Origin of the sequence: Rhizobium pisi (assembly GCF_003938655.1) — a bacterium.
Taxonomy (GTDB): Bacteria; Pseudomonadota; Alphaproteobacteria; order Rhizobiales; family Rhizobiaceae; genus Rhizobium; species Rhizobium pisi.
In genome coordinates, this window is the sequence record NZ_RJJT01000013.1 from 66,032 (window position 1) to 83,467 (window position 17,436).

A 17,436-nucleotide genomic window follows, 5' to 3' on the forward strand; every position below is an offset into this window, starting at 1 on the left:
GCATGGCGCACGCCTGGATCGCCGTTGCCTCGGCGGAGCATGTCCGGATCGGTCGCCGCGCCGGCTTTATGCAGGTTTGTCACGGAAAGGCTGCACCGCTCAGGCGGATCAGGCCGGGCGACCGGGTGATTTATTATTCCCCGACTGTGACTTTTGGCGGCAAAGACCGTCTGCAGGCCTTTACCGCGATCGGCATGGCGCGCGATGTATCGCCCTATCAGGTGGAGATGGAAACCGGGTTCAGGCCCTGGCGGCGGGACGTCGATTGGCAGCCCGCCGAGGAAACCCCGATCCGACCTTTGCTGGGGCGGCTCTCCTTCACGCAGGCCGGCACCAATTGGGGCTATCAACTCCGCTTCGGCCTGTTCGGCATCGACGACAGGGATGCTGACGTGATTGCAGAGATGATGATGCAAACGCGCCGGGACGGCATCCCGAATATCGCCCCCTTGCAAAGGGCCACGGCCGAAATGAGCTTATATCAGACGATGTACTGAAATCGCTCGAAGCCAAGCGTTCGCCTATCGTCCTGAGCAGGGCGAAAAGTAATGGCGCTCCACCGGGAGCGGAGCGCCCTTGGCCTAATCAGCCGAACCTGAAGGGCCTATGGATACCTATCGGAATATTTCCGAGATCTCGCTTGTCGCTGAGACTGTCCCACCTTGAGGCCCTCCTTCGGACATCTGAAATTTACGAGCCAGAACGGTGGAGGCATAGCAGATTCCAAATGTCTGCAGGCTTTGCGAAACAATAAGGAGCGCCAATGCGATAAGGCTTATTTTTCCACCCTGAAAGATAGCATCCGTTTCGTATGACGACGCCGCCGCTATGGCTATCAATAGAAACGAAACAATGGGGGGAAGAATCATCCCCGCAAACAGGCGCAAAAAGGTTGGAAGGAAATTACGCTGGCCCCTGGCAAAGGCGTTTGCAAGCCCGCTAGTTGAACCCGCTATTCCAGCAGTCGGCCAGGTTCCGACAAGAGCGAGGAGCAACGGATAGAAAATTGCGAACAGCCCGCCGCATAGCAGTACCAATGCACCCCTCGAAAAAGAAGCAGCGCCAAATGCCAGAGGGACGATTACGATACCCATTGCGACAAGCAGGATAAGAAAATTTTTCCAGATATAGCTGCCAAACCCAACCATGCCCCGGTTGATCTGCACCCGTCCGGTTCTGCTCAATATGGTATTTTGAACGCAATATCCTATATATAGCGCAATAAAAAACTGAGTTGAGCCGCCGACACTACTTTCATTGTACTCAGAAAAGACTATTGCAGAACAAGTTATTGCAACAAATAGACAAACTAGAGATAGATTATGTCTTATGAAGGAATTCGTTTCACGTAGCATTGTACCCCTGCCATCTGCCGTCGCTGCTGAGTCGAAGATATCGTCATCAAAATATAAGGCTGTCAAATGCGGGACGGGTCATCAACGTGCCCGGGAACCAGGAATATGTCGAAGGTTGACAGCGCACCGCAAGATTCCTGAATTTTTACCATGCGGCTTCACCGCGTCTTTGCACGTTTGGGTTTACCTTCTGCCAAAATTCAAAAAAACAGAGGTAAAACAGGTGGAAGAACTTTCGGTAAAGTCGAAGATCATCAAATCCGTCTATTTCAGCCAGGAAGACGGGCGGCTCAGGATTTGTTTCAAGAACGGCGAGGAACGTCTGTTCGAAGGCGTTCCCTCCTCGGAAGCCCGTGCGATGACGGCAGCGCCGTCTCCCGGCCATTACTATCTCGACCGGATCAGAACGCGGTTTCGCAGACTGGCTGCCTAAATTCGAGAGGATGCCCGCCGGTCTGTGCTGAGGGGTTGAACTGGATTGAGACGAGGCCGGTGGATATTAACCTCCGGTTAACTCTCGCGTTCATAACAGTTGGATCGGCACGAGCGGAAAGCGGCAATTTGTCGGCGCTGCCGCCTTTCAAAAGATTCGGTCAGCCGGGAGGCTTGGCGGCGGACCCCAGCCAGGAAGCCAAGCCTCCCCGTCACGCCATTTCATTGATCGCGATCGAATGGCCCGAGCCGGTTCGGCTGAGCTCATCCCCGAAATAGCGAATTGGGGCTAATCCTGTGAAAAACCGGAACAGTCATATCCGGACTCGACAATGCTTCATTAGCATGATTGCATAAACCCCATGGAACGGGAGACCGGGGTGATGATGTTCGAGACTCTGCTTGAGATGCAGGAGCGCGGCGTGCGCGACCGTGCCCTTGGCCGCAGCCTGGCCGACAATCCGATGTCGAAGCCGGATGTTTTGCCGATCACCGATCTGCAGGAATGGTATTCGATGTTCGACGCCTGGCGCTTCGGCTGGTCCATCGAAGATGCGATGGCTGGTCATGCCGATGCACCGCGGGATGGCGCCGTGCCGTCCCGGACTTACACCAGGACGGTCTGATCGACCCTGTCCTCTGTGCCGAAGAATTTCAAGTAACGTTCGACCTCCGCCGGCTCTCCGGTTGCCTTCTGCGGGTTGTCGGAGAGTTTTACCGCCGGGCGGCCGTTGGCGTCGCTGACCTTGCAGACGACGGAGATCGGGTTGAGGCCTGATATTTCGGTGGGCGCGCAGCCGGCAAAATCATTGGTCAGGTTCGTGCCCCAGCCGAAGCTCATGCGCACGCGGCCTTCGAAATGTCGGTAGGTATCGATGATGGCATCGACATCGAGGCCATCGGAGAAGATCAAGAGCTTCTGGCGCGGATCGCGGCCCATCTTCTTCCACCAGTCGATGATCTTCTCGCCACCTTCGATCGGCGGGGCGCTGTCCGGGCGGAAGCCGGTCCAGTCGGCAACCCATTCCGGCGCGTCGCGCAGGAAGGCCGCGGTGCCGAAAGCATCCGGCAGGACGATCAGAAGATTGCCGCCATAGAGCTTGTTCCAATCGCGCAGGATCTTGTAGGGCGCGTTGCGCAGCTGCTCGTCGGTTTCCGCTAGGGCGGCGGCCACCATCGGCAACTCGTGGGCGTTGGTGCCTACGGCCTCGAGATCGGAATCCATCGCCAGCAATACATTGCTGGTGCCGGTAAAGGCCGGACCGATACCTTCCTTGAGCGCCTCGACGCACCAGCGCTGCCAGAGGAAGCTATGACGGCGGCGGGTGCCGAAATCCGAGATGCGCAGGCCCGGCAGCTCCTTCAACCGTTCGACCTTCGACCACATCCTCGCCTTGGCGCGGGCATAGAGGACATCGAGGGTGAAGGGGCCGAGAGCCCTCATCGCCGATCGCGAACGCAGCTCGTTGACGATGGCAAGTGCGGGGATCTCCCACATGGTGGTTTCTTTCCAGGATCCATGAAAATCCAGGACATATTGCCCGTCCTTCTTTGACAGCTCGTATTCGGGAAGCTGGAAGTTGGAAAGCCAGGCCAGGAATTCCGGCTCGAAGATCTGCGCGCGGCCGTAGAAACTGTTACCCGCAAGCCAGATCATCTCCTTCTTGGAGAGCCTCAGGGTACGGGCATGGTCTAGCTGTTCGCGCAATTCGCCTTCGTCGATCTCCTCGGCCAGGCGCACGCGCTTGGTCCGGTTGATGAGCGTGAAGGAAGCGTTCACGTCCGGATAGAGCTTCCAGATCATCTGAAGCATCAGGAGCTTATAGAAGTCGGTATCGATCAGACTGCGGACGATCGGGTCGAGTTTCCAAGCGTGATTGTAGACGCGTCTCGCGATATCAGTCTTGGCCATAATTCCTGCCCCCGTCCACTCCGGTCAGGCGCTGCCAAGTTCTCATGGGCTGCTAAGCTCCGGCCGGGCGCACGAAACCGGCTCGTGCGCCTTCTTATCGAAAAATCGGCAGAGAAAGTCCAGACAAAACAATAAACATCCCGCCGCAGCACTGCGGCGGGATGCGAGAGGTCTCACTCGAACGCCTATTGGGCCGGTGCTGGCTGTTGGGCTGGTGCTGCGGGCGCGACACCAGAAGAGGGCGGTGTCGTGTTCTCAGTCTCGGTCGGAATTGTTTTGCCGTTCTGCAGCGTCGGCGCAGGCGCCGCGTCGGGCTGCTGCGACTGGAGTTGCTGCCCTGGCTGTTGCGGCGCCACCTGGTTCGCCTCACGCTTGCCCCAGATCTCGACCGGTATCCACACCAAGAAAGCAAGCACCAGAGCGGCGAGCAGCACTATCAGGATGCGATATCCCATCCGCCCCTGCCTTGCCTTCACCGGCGGGATCTGTTCTTCCCGGTGAAGCTTGCCATCGGACTTTTCCCAGCGTGTTTCCGTCTGATGCGCCATCATCGTCTCCTTCCGCTGTCCTGGCGGCCGATCCGGCCGCAAAAACTCCACAGAGGAAACGGGTGGTCGTCTGGAAGGTTCCTGGAAAGGGCCTAATAGCCGGCCGCGCGGTCGACCACGAATTGCAGCGGCTCGCCGCGCTCGAAGCGGGCAATCTGTGCCTCAACGTGACGGAACAACGCGTTTTCTTCGGAGACGGCCGCGTCGTGTGGCGTGATGAAGACGTTCTCCAAGCCCCATAACGGATTGTCGGCGGCAAGCGGCTCCGTTTCGAAGACATCGAGGGAAGCGCCGTCAAGGGTGCCCTCACGGATCGCGGAAACGATATCGGCCTCCACCTGGCTCTTGCCACGGCCGGCATTGATGAAGACCGACCGCCCGAGCGCGCCATCGCGGCGGAGCTTCTTGAAGAGCCCGCCATCATAGAAACCTGTCGTCTCCGCAGTCAGCGGCAGCAGGCCGACGAGGATATCGGTCCTTGCCAGGAAGCTGTCGAGTTCGCTTGCGTCGAAGGTTTCGACGCCGTCGATGTGCTTGCGGCTGCGTGACCAGCCGATGACGTCGAAACCCATCACTTTCAGCTTGGCGACCGCATCCTGACCGAGAATGCCGAGGCCCATGACGCCAACCGTGACCTCCGCTGCCTCCGGCGCGTCGAGCTTGGCCCATTGGCGCTGCCGCTGGCTGATGTCATGGGCGTATTGCGCGCGCAGATGCATCAGGCATTGCATGACGACCCATTCGCTCATGCGGGTCGTCAGACTGCGGTCGACGAAACGGACGATCGGGATCTCGGGCAGGCCGGCCATGCCGATGATATGATCGACGCCGGCGCCACCGGAAAAGATCGCCTTGAGGTTTGGCGCCCGCTGGAAGAGGTCGGCATCCGGCTTCCAGAGAAGCGCGTATTCGACATCACCGAGATCACGCGCCCGGTTGGCGGGATCGGCGAGATTGATGCTGCCGCGATCGGCAAAGGCCGTCTTCAGCACGCGGGCGACGCCTTCGGGATTGAACTTGATATCGACGAGAACGGGAGGGCGTGCGGACATGGTCTTCTTTACTGCTGCACGGCGGGCGTCGGCACCGCCTCGATGTTGAACGCGGCGGCCATCAGCGCCCTGGTGTAATCCTGCTTCGGCGCACGGAAGATTTCCGACGACGGGCCCTGCTCCACCACCTTGCCGAAACGCATGACGATGACGTCGTTGGCGAGCGCCTTCACCACCTTCAGGTCGTGGCTGATGAAGAGATAGGCGAGATCGTGCTTCTTCTGCAGATCGCGCAGAAGATCGACCACCTGCGCCTGCACGCTCATGTCGAGCGCGGAGGTCGGCTCGTCGAGCATGACGAAGCGCGGCTTCAGCACCATGGCGCGGGCAATGGCGATGCGCTGGCGCTGGCCGCCGGAGAACTCATGCGGATAACGCCAGCGGGTCAAAGGATCGAGACCCACCTCCTCCAGCGCCCAGCAGACGCGCTGGTCGCGCTCCTCGGCGCTCAGGGAACGCTCATGCACCTTCAGCCCTTCGGCGATGATATCGCCGACCGACATGCGAGGGCTTAGCGAGCCGTAGGGATCCTGGAAGACGATCTGCAGCTGGTTGCGTAAGGGCCGCATCTCGCTGAACGAATAGCCGGCGATATCCCTGCCGACAAAAGCGATCCGCCCTTGCGAGGAGATCAGCCGGGTAAGCGCCAGGCCGAGCGTGGTCTTGCCGGAACCGGATTCACCGACAACGCCGAGCGTCTGGCCGGCGCGCAAGGAAAGATCGATGCCGTCGACCGCCTTCACATGATCGACGACGCGGCGCATGAGCCCTGATTTGATCGGGAACCAGACGCGGATATCCGACCCCTCCATCACGATCGGCTTTGACGGATCGGCAAGCGGCGGCTCGCCGCGCGGCTCGGAGGCGAGGAGGTGACGGGTATATTCGTGCTTCGGGTTGGCGAAGACGTCCTCGACGGTTCCGGTTTCGACGATCCGGCCCTTGGTCATGACGCAGACGCGATCGGCGAATTTGCGCACGATGCCGAGATCATGGGTGATGAACAGCAGCGACATGCCGTGCGTGGCCTTCAATTGCCGGAGCAGTTCGAGGATCTGCGCCTGCACGGTGACGTCGAGTGCTGTCGTCGGCTCGTCGGCGATCAGCAGTTCCGGCCGATTGGCGAGCGCCATGGCGATCATGACGCGCTGGCGCTGGCCGCCTGAGAGCTCGTGCGGATAGGCCTTCAACCGTTTCTCCGGCTCGCGGATGCCGACCTGGTTCAACAATTCCAGCACGCGCTGCCGCGCCGGCTGGCCTGACATGCCCTGGTGCAGGGCCAGGATCTCGGCGATCTGCTTCTCGATATTGTGAAGCGGATTGAGCGAGGTCATCGGCTCCTGGAAAATCATGGTGATGTCGTTGCCGCGCACTTCCCGCAACGCCCGCTCCGAGGCTTTCAGGAGATCCTTGCCCTTGAACAGGATTTCACCGGAGGGATGGCTTGCGGAGGGATAAGGCAAAAGCCGCAGGATCGAATTGGCCGAAACCGACTTGCCGGAGCCGGATTCGCCGACAAGCGCCACGACCTCGCCCTTGGCGATATCGAAGGAGATGCGATCGACGGCGAGCGAGGCCTCGCCGCCCTGATGAAAGGCAACCGAGAGATCGCGGACGGAAAGAAGCGGTTCTGTCATATTACTCATTGAAACGTCTTCCTCGGATCGAAGGCGTCGCGCACGGCTTCGCCGATGAAGATCAGCAGGGAAAGCATGATCGACATGGCGAAAAAAGCCGTCAGCCCCAGCCAGGGCGCCTGCAGATTGGTCTTGCCCTGGGCGATCATCTCGCCGAGCGAGGGGGAACCCGGCGGCATGCCGAAGCCGAGAAAGTCAAGCGAGGTCAGCGTCGTGATCGAGCCGGAGAGGATGAAGGGCAGGAAGGTGAGCGTCGCGACCATGGCGTTCGGCAGCAGGTGGCGCCACATGATGGTGCGGTTGTTGACGCCGAGCGCGCGGGCGGCGCGGACGTATTCGAAATTGCGGGCGCGCAGGAACTCGGCGCGCACGACGCCGACGAAGCTGACCCAGGAGAAGAGCAGCATGATGCCGAGCAGCACGAAGAAGCCGGGCGGCAAAATGGCGGCAATGATGAGCAGGATGTAGAGCACCGGCATCGACGACCAGATTTCGATGAAACGCTGCAGCAGCAGGTCGGTCAGCCCGCCGAAATAGCCCTGCACCGCGCCCGCCGTCACGCCTATGACAGCCGAGCAGATGGTGAGCGCCAGGCCGAACAGCACCGATATGCGGAAACCGTAGATGACGCGGGCCAGCACGTCGCGCGCCTGGTCGTCGGTGCCGAGCCAGTTGAGATTGCCGAGGGTGCAGCCGGGATCGTTCACCCCTTGGGGATAACCGGAGCAGCGCTCCTCCTTGGTCATCAGCCAGAAGGGGGCGGTCGGCGCCGAATGCGGAATGTTTGAATTGACCGAGCGGTAGGAATAACGGATCGGCGGCCAGATCATCCAGCCATTGGCATTGATTTCATCCGCGATCACCGAGGAACGGTAGTCGGTTTCGGCGAGGAAGCCGCCGAACTTCTCCTCGGGATAATCGACCAGCACGGGAAACAGGATCTCGCCCTTGTAGGAGGCGACGATCGGCCGGTCGTTCGCGAGGAATTCGGCAAACAGGCTGAGCACGAACAACAGCAGGAACAGCCACAACGACCAGTAACCGCGGCCATTCGCCCGGAAATTCTTCCAGCGGCGGATATTGGTCGGCGAGAGCAGGCCCTTGCGCGGCGGCTTGACGGGAGTTGCAGTGGCGGGATTTGCGGCGGCGTCCATCAGACATCCCTCCGCTCGAAATCGATGCGCGGATCGATCCAGGTGTAGATCAGGTCGGAAATCAGGCTGACGAAGAGGCCGAGCAGCGAGAAGATGTAGAGTGTCGCGAAAACGATCGGGTAATCCCGATTGACGACCGAGAGATAGCCGAGGCGGCCGAGGCCATCCAGCGAGAAGATGTTCTCGATCAGCAGCGACCCGGTGAAGAAGGCGGAAATGAAGGCGCCGGGAAAACCGGCGATGATGATCAGCATGGCATTGCGGAAGACATGACCGTAGAGCACCTGCCGCTCATTCAGGCCCTTGGCCCGGGCTGTGACGACATATTGCTTCTTGATCTCCTCGATGAAGGAATTCTTGGTCAGCAGCGTCGTGGTGGCGAAGGCAGCAAGAGAAAGCGAAATCAGCGGCAGGGTGAGGTGCCAGAAATAGTCGAGCGGCTTCTGCCACCATGCGAGCTGGTCGAAATTGTCGGAAACGAGACCGCGCAACGGAAACCAGTCGTAGAAGGAGCCGCCGGCGAAAAGCACGATCAGCAGGATGCCGAAGAGAAAGCTCGGCACGGCGTAACCGACGACGATGACGCCCGACGTCCAGACGTCGAAGGTCGATCCGTCCTTGACCGCCTTGCGGATGCCGAGCGGAATAGAGATGGCGTAGGAGAAGATCAGGATCCAGATGCCGAGCGAGATCGACACCGGCAGCTTTTCCTTGATGAGTTCGAGCACGGAGGTGTTGCGGAAGAAACTTTCGCCGAAATCGAAGCGGATGTAATTCCACATCATCTCGCCGAAGCGCGTCAGCGGCGGCTTGTCGAAGCCAAACTGCTTTTCGAGCTTGGCGATCAGTTCCGGATCGAGCCCCTGGGCGCCGCGGTATTTGGAGCCTTCGTCACTGCCGCCGCCTCCCAGGAGGTCGCCGCCGCCGGACAGGCGCTGGTCGGCGCTATCGGCCTGGCCGGTCAATTGGGCGATCACCTGCTCGACCGGGCCACCCGGCGCGAACTGAATGACGATGAAGGAAATCGCCATGATGCCGACGATGGTCGGTATCATCAAAAGCAGGCGGCGAATGACATAGGCGCCCATCAGCCTTCAGCCTCCGGAAATGTTCTTCTTGTCTGCCTGCCGTTCAGTCCAATGCCGCTCAATCCGCCAGCCTTCCCTTGCCGGCCCTGCCGGCTTGTCGTGATTCGCTTGTGCCATTTGGAGCCGAGGGCCCCTGCATTGCAAGCCCGCTCATTTTGCCGAGGTGGACCACCAGGCTTCGGGGAAACCCAGGCCGTAAGCCGGGAATTCGGCTGGATGTGTGATCGTGTTCCAATAGGCGATGTTGTAAGTATCGCGGTAGAACAGCGGAATGACGTAGTAGTTTGCGAGCAATACCCGATCCATCGCCTTGATCGCCGCAACCTGTTCATCACGGTTCGGCGCGAAGATGATCATGCGGATGAGCTCATCCACCGCCGGATTGGCGATGCCCGCATAGTTGCGAGAGCCCTGCTGATCAACCGAGCCGGATCCCCAATAGTCGGCCTGTTCGTTGCCAGGGTTCATCGTCTCTGCCCAGACATTCCAGATCATGTCGTAGTCGAAGCTGCGTTGGCGGTTGACCGCTTGCGAGGCATCGACTGTCCGCACCCGCGCATCTATGCCGATTTTCTTCAGATTGTTGGCATAGGGCACCGCCCAGCGCTCTAGTATGGGGCTCGACAACAGGATCTCGAAACTCATCGGCTGGCCGGTCTTGGTATTGACCATGCGATTGCCCTTGAGGTCCCAGCCGGCTTCCTTCAGCAGGGCAATCGCCTTGCGGAGGTTGTCGCGGCTTTTCTGTGGGTCGCCGCCGACAGGATTGGTATAGGGCGTCGTGAAGACCTCGGGCGGAACCTTATCCTTCATGCCCTGCAGTATTTCAAGTTCACGCCCCTGCGGCAGGTCGGAAGAAGCGAGCTCGGTGTTCCAGAAGTAGCTGTCGATGCGCTTGTAGGTGTTGAAGGCAACCGTGCGATTCAATTCCTCGAAGTCCAAACCGTAGTTCAGTGCCTCGCGGACCCGCTCGTCCTTAAAGAGGTCGCGTCGCATATTGGGCACGAGAGCCTGCATGATACCGGTGGCGCGCAACGGATTTGCAACTTCTTCCTTCTTGATGCGTCCTTCCTTCACAGCAGGGAAATCATATCCCGTTGCCCAGCGGGCGGCCGTTGTCTCTTGCAAATAGTCGCTATTGCCGGCGCGAAACGCTTCGAATTCGACATCCCGATCGCCGAAATAGCTATAGATAACGTTACGGAAATTGTTCTGGCCGACATTCACATTGAGGTCTTTGCCCCAATAGTCATCGCGCAGTTCATAACGGATCGTCGCACCCGGCGCGAAGGCTGCAATCTTATAAGGTCCCGAACCCATCACGGGCTCGAGCGTCGTCTTCGAGATATCGCGCGGTTTGCCGTCCGGTCCCTGCCCCTCCCACCAGTGTTTCGGCACGACCACCAACTGACCGAGAATATTCGGGAGCTCGCGGTTGTTCTTTTCGTCGAAGGTGAAGGTAACGTCGCGATCGCCGGTCTTTTCGGCCTTCACGACGTGGCGATAATAGTTCCCAGTGAGGGGATTGAGTTCCTTTGTCTTATCGAGGCTGAAGATGACGTCCTCGGGCGTTACCGGCTGACCATCCGCCCATTTCGCTTCCTTGCGCAGGCGAAAGGTCGCGCTCGATACGTCAGCGGGAAAGGACAGCCCCTCGGCAAGCAGGCCATAGGAGACGAGGAGCTCGTCATCGGCCGGTTTCATCAGGGTGTCGTATACGAGCGTCAGGCCGACCGCTATCTGGCCTTTGGCAAGCAGCAGATTGAAGGTGTCGAAGGCGCCGCTTGCGGAAAGGCGCAGATCTCCGCCTTTGGGGGCATCAGGATTGACATAGTCGAAATGAGCAAAGCCCGGCTTGTATTTCATCTCGCTGACGACCGAGCTGCCGATCTGAAACGGCTGCTCCTCAGCGATTGCCGTCAATGGCGCCAAAGCACCCGCAAGTGACAGAAACAGGCCAATTTTCGACCACAGAGCCGGCATTCACACTTTCCCCCAGTTATTGATGGATTCGACAATACGAGAAATACTGGCGAAAAACAGGAGAGAGTAGGGTTTTTACCAGGCTCGCAAAGTTTTGACCCGTGGGATTGCTGCGGCGATCCGTCACCATCGCTTCCTGCATCTGCCCGCCAAAACATCGATTCACCTAAATCGCTTTTCACGATAGGTTCGAACGCAAATCACTTCGGCAGCGATTCAAGGAAATGGCATGGCTTTCGGCTTCGCTCAGGCTTTCAGGACATTCGGCAAACTGGCGCTTGCCGGCGCAATCGGCGCGAGCCTTGCCGCCGGCGACGTCGGCGCGGAGCAGAAGACGCCGAGCCCGGGCAGCGCCAAGGGGCGGTTCGGCGCCGTCGGTCTGCCGACGCAGGGACCGGCGCAGCCGATCGGTTTTTACGCAAAGGGCTGCATGACGGGTGCGGTGGCGCTGCCGACCGACGGGCCGACCTGGCAGGCGATGCGGCTGTCGCGCAACCGCCGCTGGGGCAATCCGGCAATGATCTCACTGCTCGAACGCCTTTCGCAGGATGGGGCCAAATATGCCGGCTGGCCGGGCATTCTCGTCGGCGACATCGCCCAGCCGCGCGGCGGCCCGATGTTCAACGGCCATGCCTCGCACCAGATCGGCCTCGATGCCGACGTCTGGTTTACGCCGATGCCCGCGCGCCGCATGACGGCGGAGGAGCGCGAGGACATGCCCTTCACCACCATGCTGCAGAAGGATAAATTCCTGACCGTCGATCCCAGAGTCTGGACGCAGTCGCGGGCGCGGCTCCTGATGCTGGCGGCAAGCTATCCCGAGGTGGAGCGCATCTTCGTCAACCCCGCGATCAAGAAGAAGATGTGCGACACCTGGACAGGCGATCGCACCAATCTCGGCAAGCTCCGGCCGGAATACGGTCATGACTCGCATTTCCACATCCGTATCAAATGCCCGCCCGGCGCTTCGGGATGTACGCCGCAGGCCCCTGTTGCCGCAGGCGACGGATGCGACAAGTCGCTCGCCTGGTGGTTCACGCCGGCGCCCTGGGCGCCGCCGAAACCGCCCAAACCCGGCGCCAAGCCGCCGAAGCCGCCACGCGAGATGATGGTCTCCGACCTGCCGAAGGCCTGCGCCGCCGTGCTCGACGCCACTCCCGTCACCTCGATGCAGGCCGCCACCTATGGCGGGGCTTCCGCCGCAAGCGCGCTCACTGCTGTTCCCGCTGCAGAACCGGCCGCCGAGACCGACGGGGCGCTGCCTGATCTCGGCCCGGTTCCGAACGACAAGCCGGCGATACAGTGACCGAGGCCCTGGATTGCACTGTCTTTCAAATCGCAAATTCTTGGTATAGAAGCGGTCAAATCGATTGAATTGTTGGGGTGGAGATTGGGTTCATGGCCGGCGGCAAATGCCTTGCTTTGATTGCGCATGACCAGAAAAAGGACGATATGGCGGAATTCGCCCGCGCCAACAGGGACATTCTCTCCCGCTGGAAGATCGTCGCCACCGGCACAACAGGCGGGCGCGTGCTCGACGCCGCCCCCGATCTCGATGTCACCAGGTTGAAAAGCGGGCCGCTCGGCGGCGACCAGCAGATCGGCGCGCTGATCTCGACCGGCGAGGTCGTCGCCCTGATTTTCTTTGTCGACCCGCTGACGCCGATGCCGCATGATGTCGACGTGAAGGCGCTGATGCGGCTGGCGATCGTCTACGACATTCCGATGGCGCTCAACCACGCGACCGCTATAAAGCTCCTTCCCACACTCGAAGCCTGATCAGCACGGAACCGGCCATGCCAAAACCGAACCACAGCTCCGCTCCGCTGCCCTTCCCGATCCTGATCGGCGATATCGGCGGTACGAATGCCCGCTTTTCCATCCTTTCCGATGCCTATGCCGAGCCGAAGCAGTTTCCGAACGTGCGTACGGCGGATTTCGTCACCATCGACGAAGCGATCCAAAAGGGCGTGCTCGACAAGACCGCGGTGCAGCCGCGCTCGGCGATCCTCGCCGTCGCCGGCCCGATCAACGACGACGCGATCCCGCTGACCAATTGCGACTGGGTGGTGCGGCCGAAGACGATGATCGAAGGCCTCGGCATGGAGGACGTGCTCGTCGTCAATGATTTCGAGGCGCAGGCGCTGGCGATCGCCGCCCTTTCGGATGAAAATCGCGAACGCATCGGCAACGCCAGCGGCGACATGATCGCTTCCCGCGTGGTGCTCGGACCCGGCACCGGCCTCGGCGTCGGCGGGCTCGTGCATGCCCGGAACAGCTGGATCCCGGTTCCCGGCGAAGGCGGCCATATCGATCTCGGGCCGCGCAGCAAGCGCGACTATGAAATCTTCCCGCATATCGAGACGATCGAAGGCCGCGTGTCGGCCGAGCAGATCCTCTGCGGCCGCGGCCTCGTCAATCTCTATAACGCCATCTGCGTCGTCGACGGCATCCAGCCGACGATGAAGGACCCTGCCGACATCACCTCGCATGCGCTTGCCGGCAGCGACAAGGCGGCTGTCGAAACCGTCTCGCTGTTTGCCACCTATCTCGGCCGCGTGGCGGGCGACATGGCGATGGTCTTCATGGCGCGCGGCGGCGTCTATCTCTCCGGCGGCATCTCGCAGAAGATCATCCCGGCGCTGAAGAAGCCGGAGTTCCGTTTGGCCTTCGAGGACAAGGCGCCACACACCGCGCTGCTTCGCACCATCCCGACCTATGTGGTGACGCATCCGCTGGCAGCCCTTGCCGGGCTTTCCTCCTATGCACGCATGCCGGGGAATTTCGGCGTCTCGACGGAAGGCCGGCGCTGGCGGCGCTGAGGCTGTCTGACGCACGGAGCATTAGGAGCGTCCTTGCTGCGCCTTGCCGGCGGAGGCGGTGCTCTAGCCAAACCAGTCCCAACTCTTTATAGAGCCGGCGAAAGCACGCGTCGTCCTTGCGCCGCGTCTAGTCCAAGACAGGAAAGCTCATTTTTGGAAGCCGCGGAAAGCAAAAAGCAGAGCGTCAACAGCGATACCGTGACCGGCATCCTGAAGCGCATCATCGCTGAAAACGGCCGCGACCATCTCTGGGGCTACGTCTTCGCCATCGCCTGCCTCGTGATCGTGGCGCTTTCGACGGCGTTCACGGCCTGGATCATGCGGTCGATCATCGACGAGGCCTTTGCCAACCGGCGCGCCGATGTCGTCTGGATCATCTGTCTTTCGATCTTCGTCGCCTTCGTGCTGCGCGGTTTTGCCGGTTACGGCCAGGCTGTGGCACTTTCCAGGGTGGGCAACGATATCGTCGCCCGATATCAGCGCCGCCTCTATACGCATCTCATGACGCTTTCCGTCGGCTTCTTCAACGAGGCGCGCTCGGCCCATATCGCCGCGCAGGTGAGCCAGAACGTCAGCGGCATTCGCGACGTGCTCAACCTGACGATCACCTCGACGGTGCGCGATCTCCTGACCTTTGTTTCGCTGATCGGGGTGATGGTCCTTCAGGACCCGCTGCTCAGCCTTGCCGTATTCGTCATGGCGCCGCCGCTGCTCTATGCGCTGCGTTACGTTTCCAAGCGGCTGCGCTCTGCAACCCGCGAGGCCGTGCATCTGAACAGCCACGTTCTCGGCGCCATGCAGGAGACGATCCAGGGTATTGCCATCGTGAAGGCCTTCACGATGGAAGAAGAGCTGGAGCGCAAGGTCAACAAGCTCATCAAGGGCGCTGAAAGCCGGGCGAACCGGATTGCCCGGCTTTCCGAACGCACCTCTCCGCTGACGGAGAGCTTCGCGGGCTTTGCCGTCGCCAGCGTGCTTGCCTATGCCGCCTACCGCTCGATCTACTACAATGTGCCGCCGGGCGCCTTCTTCTCCTTCGTGACCGCGTTGCTGCTCGCCTATGATCCGGCCCGCAGGCTTGCTCGCCTGCAGGTGCAGATGGAGCGCGCCGTCGTCAATGCCCGGATGATCTACGAATTGCTCGACATGGAGCCGCGCCAGCGCGACCTGCCGGATGCCCGGCCGCTGACGGTGACGCAGGCGCGGATCGAATTCCGCAACGTTTCCTTCGGCTACGGCAACGAGAGCGTTCTGAACAGTGTCAGCTTCACCGCCGAGGGCGGCGCGACCACCGCGCTGGTCGGCCCCTCGGGCGCCGGCAAATCCACCGTCATCAGCCTCATTCCGCGCTTCTACGATCCGGGTGAAGGCGAAATCCTGATCGACGGACAGGATATCGCCCATATCACCAAGAAGTCGCTGCGCCAGCAGCTCGCCTATGTCTCCCAGCAGCCCTACCTGTTCGAAGGCACGATCCGCGACAATATCCGCTATGGCAGGCCAGAGGCGACCGATGCCGAGGTAGAAGAGGCGGCGCGGCTTGCCTATGCGCATGATTTCATCTGCGGGCAGCCACAGGGCTACGAGACGCCGGTCGGCGAAAACGGCGTGACGCTTTCGGGCGGACAGCGCCAGCGGCTATCGATCGCGCGCGCTTTGGTGCGCAATGCGCCGATCCTGCTTCTCGACGAGGCGACCTCCGCGCTGGACACCGAATCCGAGGCCGCCGTGCAGAAGGCATTGGACGAGGCAATGACCGGACGCACCGTCGTCGTCATCGCCCACCGGCTGTCAACCGTGGTGCGCGCCGACAAGATCGTCGTCATGCAGCAGGGCCGGGTCGTCGAGGAAGGCAATCACGAGACGCTTGCGAAGGTGAGCGACGGTCTTTACGCTCGCCTCAACAATCTGCAGAGGCCTTCGGCCTCCGATTCAAACTGACCGGATACAAGAGACGGACATGAGCGATGCTGCGATGAAACTGGTGGTGGTCGGCGCAGCAGGGCGCATGGGACAGACGCTGATCCGCCTTATCCATTCCATCGAGGGCGCAACGCTGCATGCCGCGGTCGAACGCGCCGGCTCGCCCTTCATCGGCAGGGATGCCGGCGAGATCGCAGGGCTTGGCCCGACCGGGATCATCATCGGCGACGATCCGCTCCAGGCCTTCCTGCATGCCGAAGGCGTGCTCGACTTCACCTCGCCTGCAGCAACGGCAGAATTCTCGGGCCTTGCCGCCCAGGCCCGCATCGTCCATGTCATCGGTACCACCGGCTGCTCGGCAGACAACGATGCCAGGATCGCCGCTGCGGCCCGCCATGCCCGCATCGTCAAGTCGGGCAATATGAGCCTCGGCGTCAATCTGCTCAGCGTGCTTGCGGGGCAGGCGGCGCGAGCGCTCGATCCTATTGACTGGGATATCGAGATCCTGGAAATGCACCACAAACACAAGGTGGATGCGCCTTCCGGCACCGCACTCCTCCTCGGCGAGGCGGCGGCCAAAGGGCGCGGCATCGATCTTGCCTCGAAATCGGTGCGGGTGCGCGACGGCCATACCGGCGCCCGCGAAGCCGGCACGATCGGCTTTGCGACGCTGCGCGGCGGCTCCGTCATCGGCGAACATTCCGTGCTTTTCGCCGGCGAAGGCGAAATCGTCACCCTGTCGCACAGCGCGGCCGACCGTTCGATCTTTGCGCGCGGCGCCATCAAGGCGGCCCTCTGGGCGCGCGACAAGAAGCCGGGTCTGTATTCCATGCTCGACGTGCTCGGGCTTTCTTCCCAATAAGGATATTACGGAGGCATATTCATGAGTGGTACCCTCGTCCTCGTTCGCCACGGCCAGAGCGACTGGAACCTGAAGAATCTCTTCACCGGCTGGAAGGATCCCGATCTGACGGAGCTCGGCATCCAGGAAGCCAATACCGGCGGCGAGGCGCTTGCCGCTTACGGGATCAAGTTCGACGTCGCCTATACTTCGGCGCTCGTGCGCGCGCAGCACACGCTGAAGCTCATCCTCGACAAGGTCGGCCAGCCGAACCTTGAAACGATCCGCGACCAGGCGCTGAACGAGCGCGATTACGGCGATCTCTCCGGCCTCAACAAGGACGATGCGCGCGCCAAATGGGGCGAGGAACAGGTGCATGTCTGGCGCCGTTCCTATGACGTGCCGCCTCCGGGTGGCGAAAGTCTGCGCGACACCGGCGCCCGCGTGTGGCCCTACTACCTCACCGAGATCCTGCCGCGCGTGCTGAGGGGCGAGAAGGTGTTGGTCGCCGCCCACGGAAATTCGCTGCGTTCGCTTGTCATGGTTCTCGACGGGCTGACCCGCGAAGGCGTGCTCGCCCTTAACCTCGCGACCGGCGTTCCCATGGTCTACAAGCTGAACGCGGATTCCACCGTGGCGTCCAAGGAAGTGCTCGGCGACATGTCCGGCGCACACTGAAATCGGTATGG

Annotated in this window: 17 protein-coding genes; 9 read left to right on the forward strand and 8 right to left on the reverse strand. The window is 61.0% G+C overall.

Annotation, left to right across the window (positions count from 1 at the left end; genetic code table 11):
* Positions 1–2: 2 nt before the first annotated feature.
* Entirely contained in the window at positions 3–497 is a 495-nt protein-coding gene (locus EFD55_RS19335) for an EVE domain-containing protein (protein WP_125846652.1), read from the forward strand.
* Positions 498–614: 117 nt separating this feature from the next.
* On the opposite strand, the gene EFD55_RS19340 is transcribed toward EFD55_RS19335, so the two are convergent.
* On the reverse strand, positions 615–1,355 hold the full coding sequence (locus EFD55_RS19340) for a hypothetical protein (protein WP_125846653.1): 741 nt from the start codon (positions 1,353–1,355) through the stop codon (positions 615–617).
* 223 nt (positions 1,356–1,578) lie between these two features.
* Here EFD55_RS19340 and EFD55_RS19345 point away from each other — a divergent pair, with 223 nt between their 5' ends.
* Together EFD55_RS19345 and EFD55_RS19350 are read left to right on the forward strand one after the other, a co-directional pair.
* Entirely contained in the window at positions 1,579–1,788 is a 210-nt protein-coding gene (locus tag EFD55_RS19345; protein ID WP_064693370.1) for a KTSC domain-containing protein, read from the forward strand.
* Between the two features lie 385 nt (positions 1,789–2,173).
* Entirely contained in the window at positions 2,174–2,413 is a 240-nt protein-coding gene (locus EFD55_RS19350) for a CrpP-related protein (RefSeq protein ID WP_125846772.1), read from the forward strand.
* Here EFD55_RS19350 and pncB read toward each other — a convergent pair.
* From pncB to EFD55_RS19385, 7 genes are all read right to left on the reverse strand, one after another.
* Entirely contained in the window at positions 2,395–3,699 is a 1,305-nt protein-coding gene (pncB, locus tag EFD55_RS19355) for a nicotinate phosphoribosyltransferase (RefSeq protein ID WP_125846654.1), read from the reverse strand. The genes EFD55_RS19350 and pncB overlap by 19 nt on opposite strands.
* Positions 3,700–3,884: 185 nt before the next feature.
* Positions 3,885–4,250, reverse strand: a complete 366-nt coding sequence (locus EFD55_RS19360; protein ID WP_183736766.1) for a hypothetical protein — start codon at positions 4,248–4,250, stop codon at positions 3,885–3,887.
* Positions 4,251–4,339: 89 nt separating this feature from the next.
* Positions 4,340–5,299 carry a 2-hydroxyacid dehydrogenase gene (locus tag EFD55_RS19365; RefSeq protein WP_125846656.1) on the reverse strand — a complete coding sequence of 320 codons (960 nt, stop codon included), beginning with the start codon at positions 5,297–5,299 and terminating at the stop codon, positions 4,340–4,342.
* An 8-nt stretch (positions 5,300–5,307) separates the two neighbouring features.
* A complete protein-coding gene (locus tag EFD55_RS19370; protein ID WP_125846657.1) occupies positions 5,308–6,945 on the reverse strand; it encodes an ABC transporter ATP-binding protein in 1,638 nt (545 codons plus the stop codon).
* Complete coding sequence (locus EFD55_RS19375) at positions 6,942–8,090, reverse strand: ABC transporter permease (protein WP_125846658.1); 1,149 nt, start codon at positions 8,088–8,090, stop codon at positions 6,942–6,944. The genes EFD55_RS19370 and EFD55_RS19375 overlap by 4 nt, the downstream gene beginning before the upstream one ends.
* Positions 8,090–9,178, reverse strand: a complete 1,089-nt coding sequence (locus EFD55_RS19380) for a microcin C ABC transporter permease YejB (protein ID WP_125846659.1) — start codon at positions 9,176–9,178, stop codon at positions 8,090–8,092. Before EFD55_RS19380 ends, EFD55_RS19375 begins: the two co-directional genes overlap by 1 nt.
* 150 nt (positions 9,179–9,328) lie before the next feature.
* On the reverse strand, positions 9,329–11,161 hold the full coding sequence (locus EFD55_RS19385) for an extracellular solute-binding protein (protein ID WP_125846660.1): 1,833 nt from the start codon (positions 11,159–11,161) through the stop codon (positions 9,329–9,331).
* Positions 11,162–11,390: 229 nt separating this feature from the next.
* On the opposite strand from EFD55_RS19385, the gene mepA reads away from it, so the two are divergent.
* The 6 genes from mepA (at position 11,391) to EFD55_RS19415 (ending at position 17,425) form a co-directional block, all read left to right on the forward strand.
* Positions 11,391–12,467: a penicillin-insensitive murein endopeptidase gene (mepA, locus tag EFD55_RS19390; RefSeq protein WP_125846661.1), complete on the forward strand. Its 1,077-nt coding sequence runs from the start codon at positions 11,391–11,393 to the stop codon at positions 12,465–12,467.
* Positions 12,468–12,559: 92 nt separating this feature from the next.
* Positions 12,560–12,940, forward strand: coding sequence for a methylglyoxal synthase (locus tag EFD55_RS19395; protein WP_125846662.1), 381 nt, complete (start codon positions 12,560–12,562; stop codon positions 12,938–12,940).
* A 17-nt stretch (positions 12,941–12,957) separates the two neighbouring features.
* Positions 12,958–13,983 (forward strand): glucokinase, encoded by a 1,026-nt coding sequence (locus EFD55_RS19400; protein ID WP_125846663.1) that lies wholly within the window; start codon positions 12,958–12,960, stop codon positions 13,981–13,983.
* Positions 13,984–14,136: 153 nt separating this feature from the next.
* The gene (locus EFD55_RS19405) at positions 14,137–15,924 is read left to right on the forward strand and encodes an ABC transporter ATP-binding protein (protein ID WP_125846664.1); all 1,788 of its coding nucleotides are present in this window, start codon (positions 14,137–14,139) and stop codon (positions 15,922–15,924) included.
* A 19-nt stretch (positions 15,925–15,943) separates the two neighbouring features.
* Complete coding sequence (gene dapB / locus EFD55_RS19410; RefSeq protein WP_125846665.1) at positions 15,944–16,768, forward strand: 4-hydroxy-tetrahydrodipicolinate reductase; 825 nt, start codon at positions 15,944–15,946, stop codon at positions 16,766–16,768.
* A 21-nt stretch (positions 16,769–16,789) separates the two neighbouring features.
* The gene (locus EFD55_RS19415; RefSeq protein ID WP_125846666.1) at positions 16,790–17,425 is read left to right on the forward strand and encodes a 2,3-bisphosphoglycerate-dependent phosphoglycerate mutase; all 636 of its coding nucleotides are present in this window, start codon (positions 16,790–16,792) and stop codon (positions 17,423–17,425) included.
* Positions 17,426–17,436 lie beyond the last annotated feature (11 nt).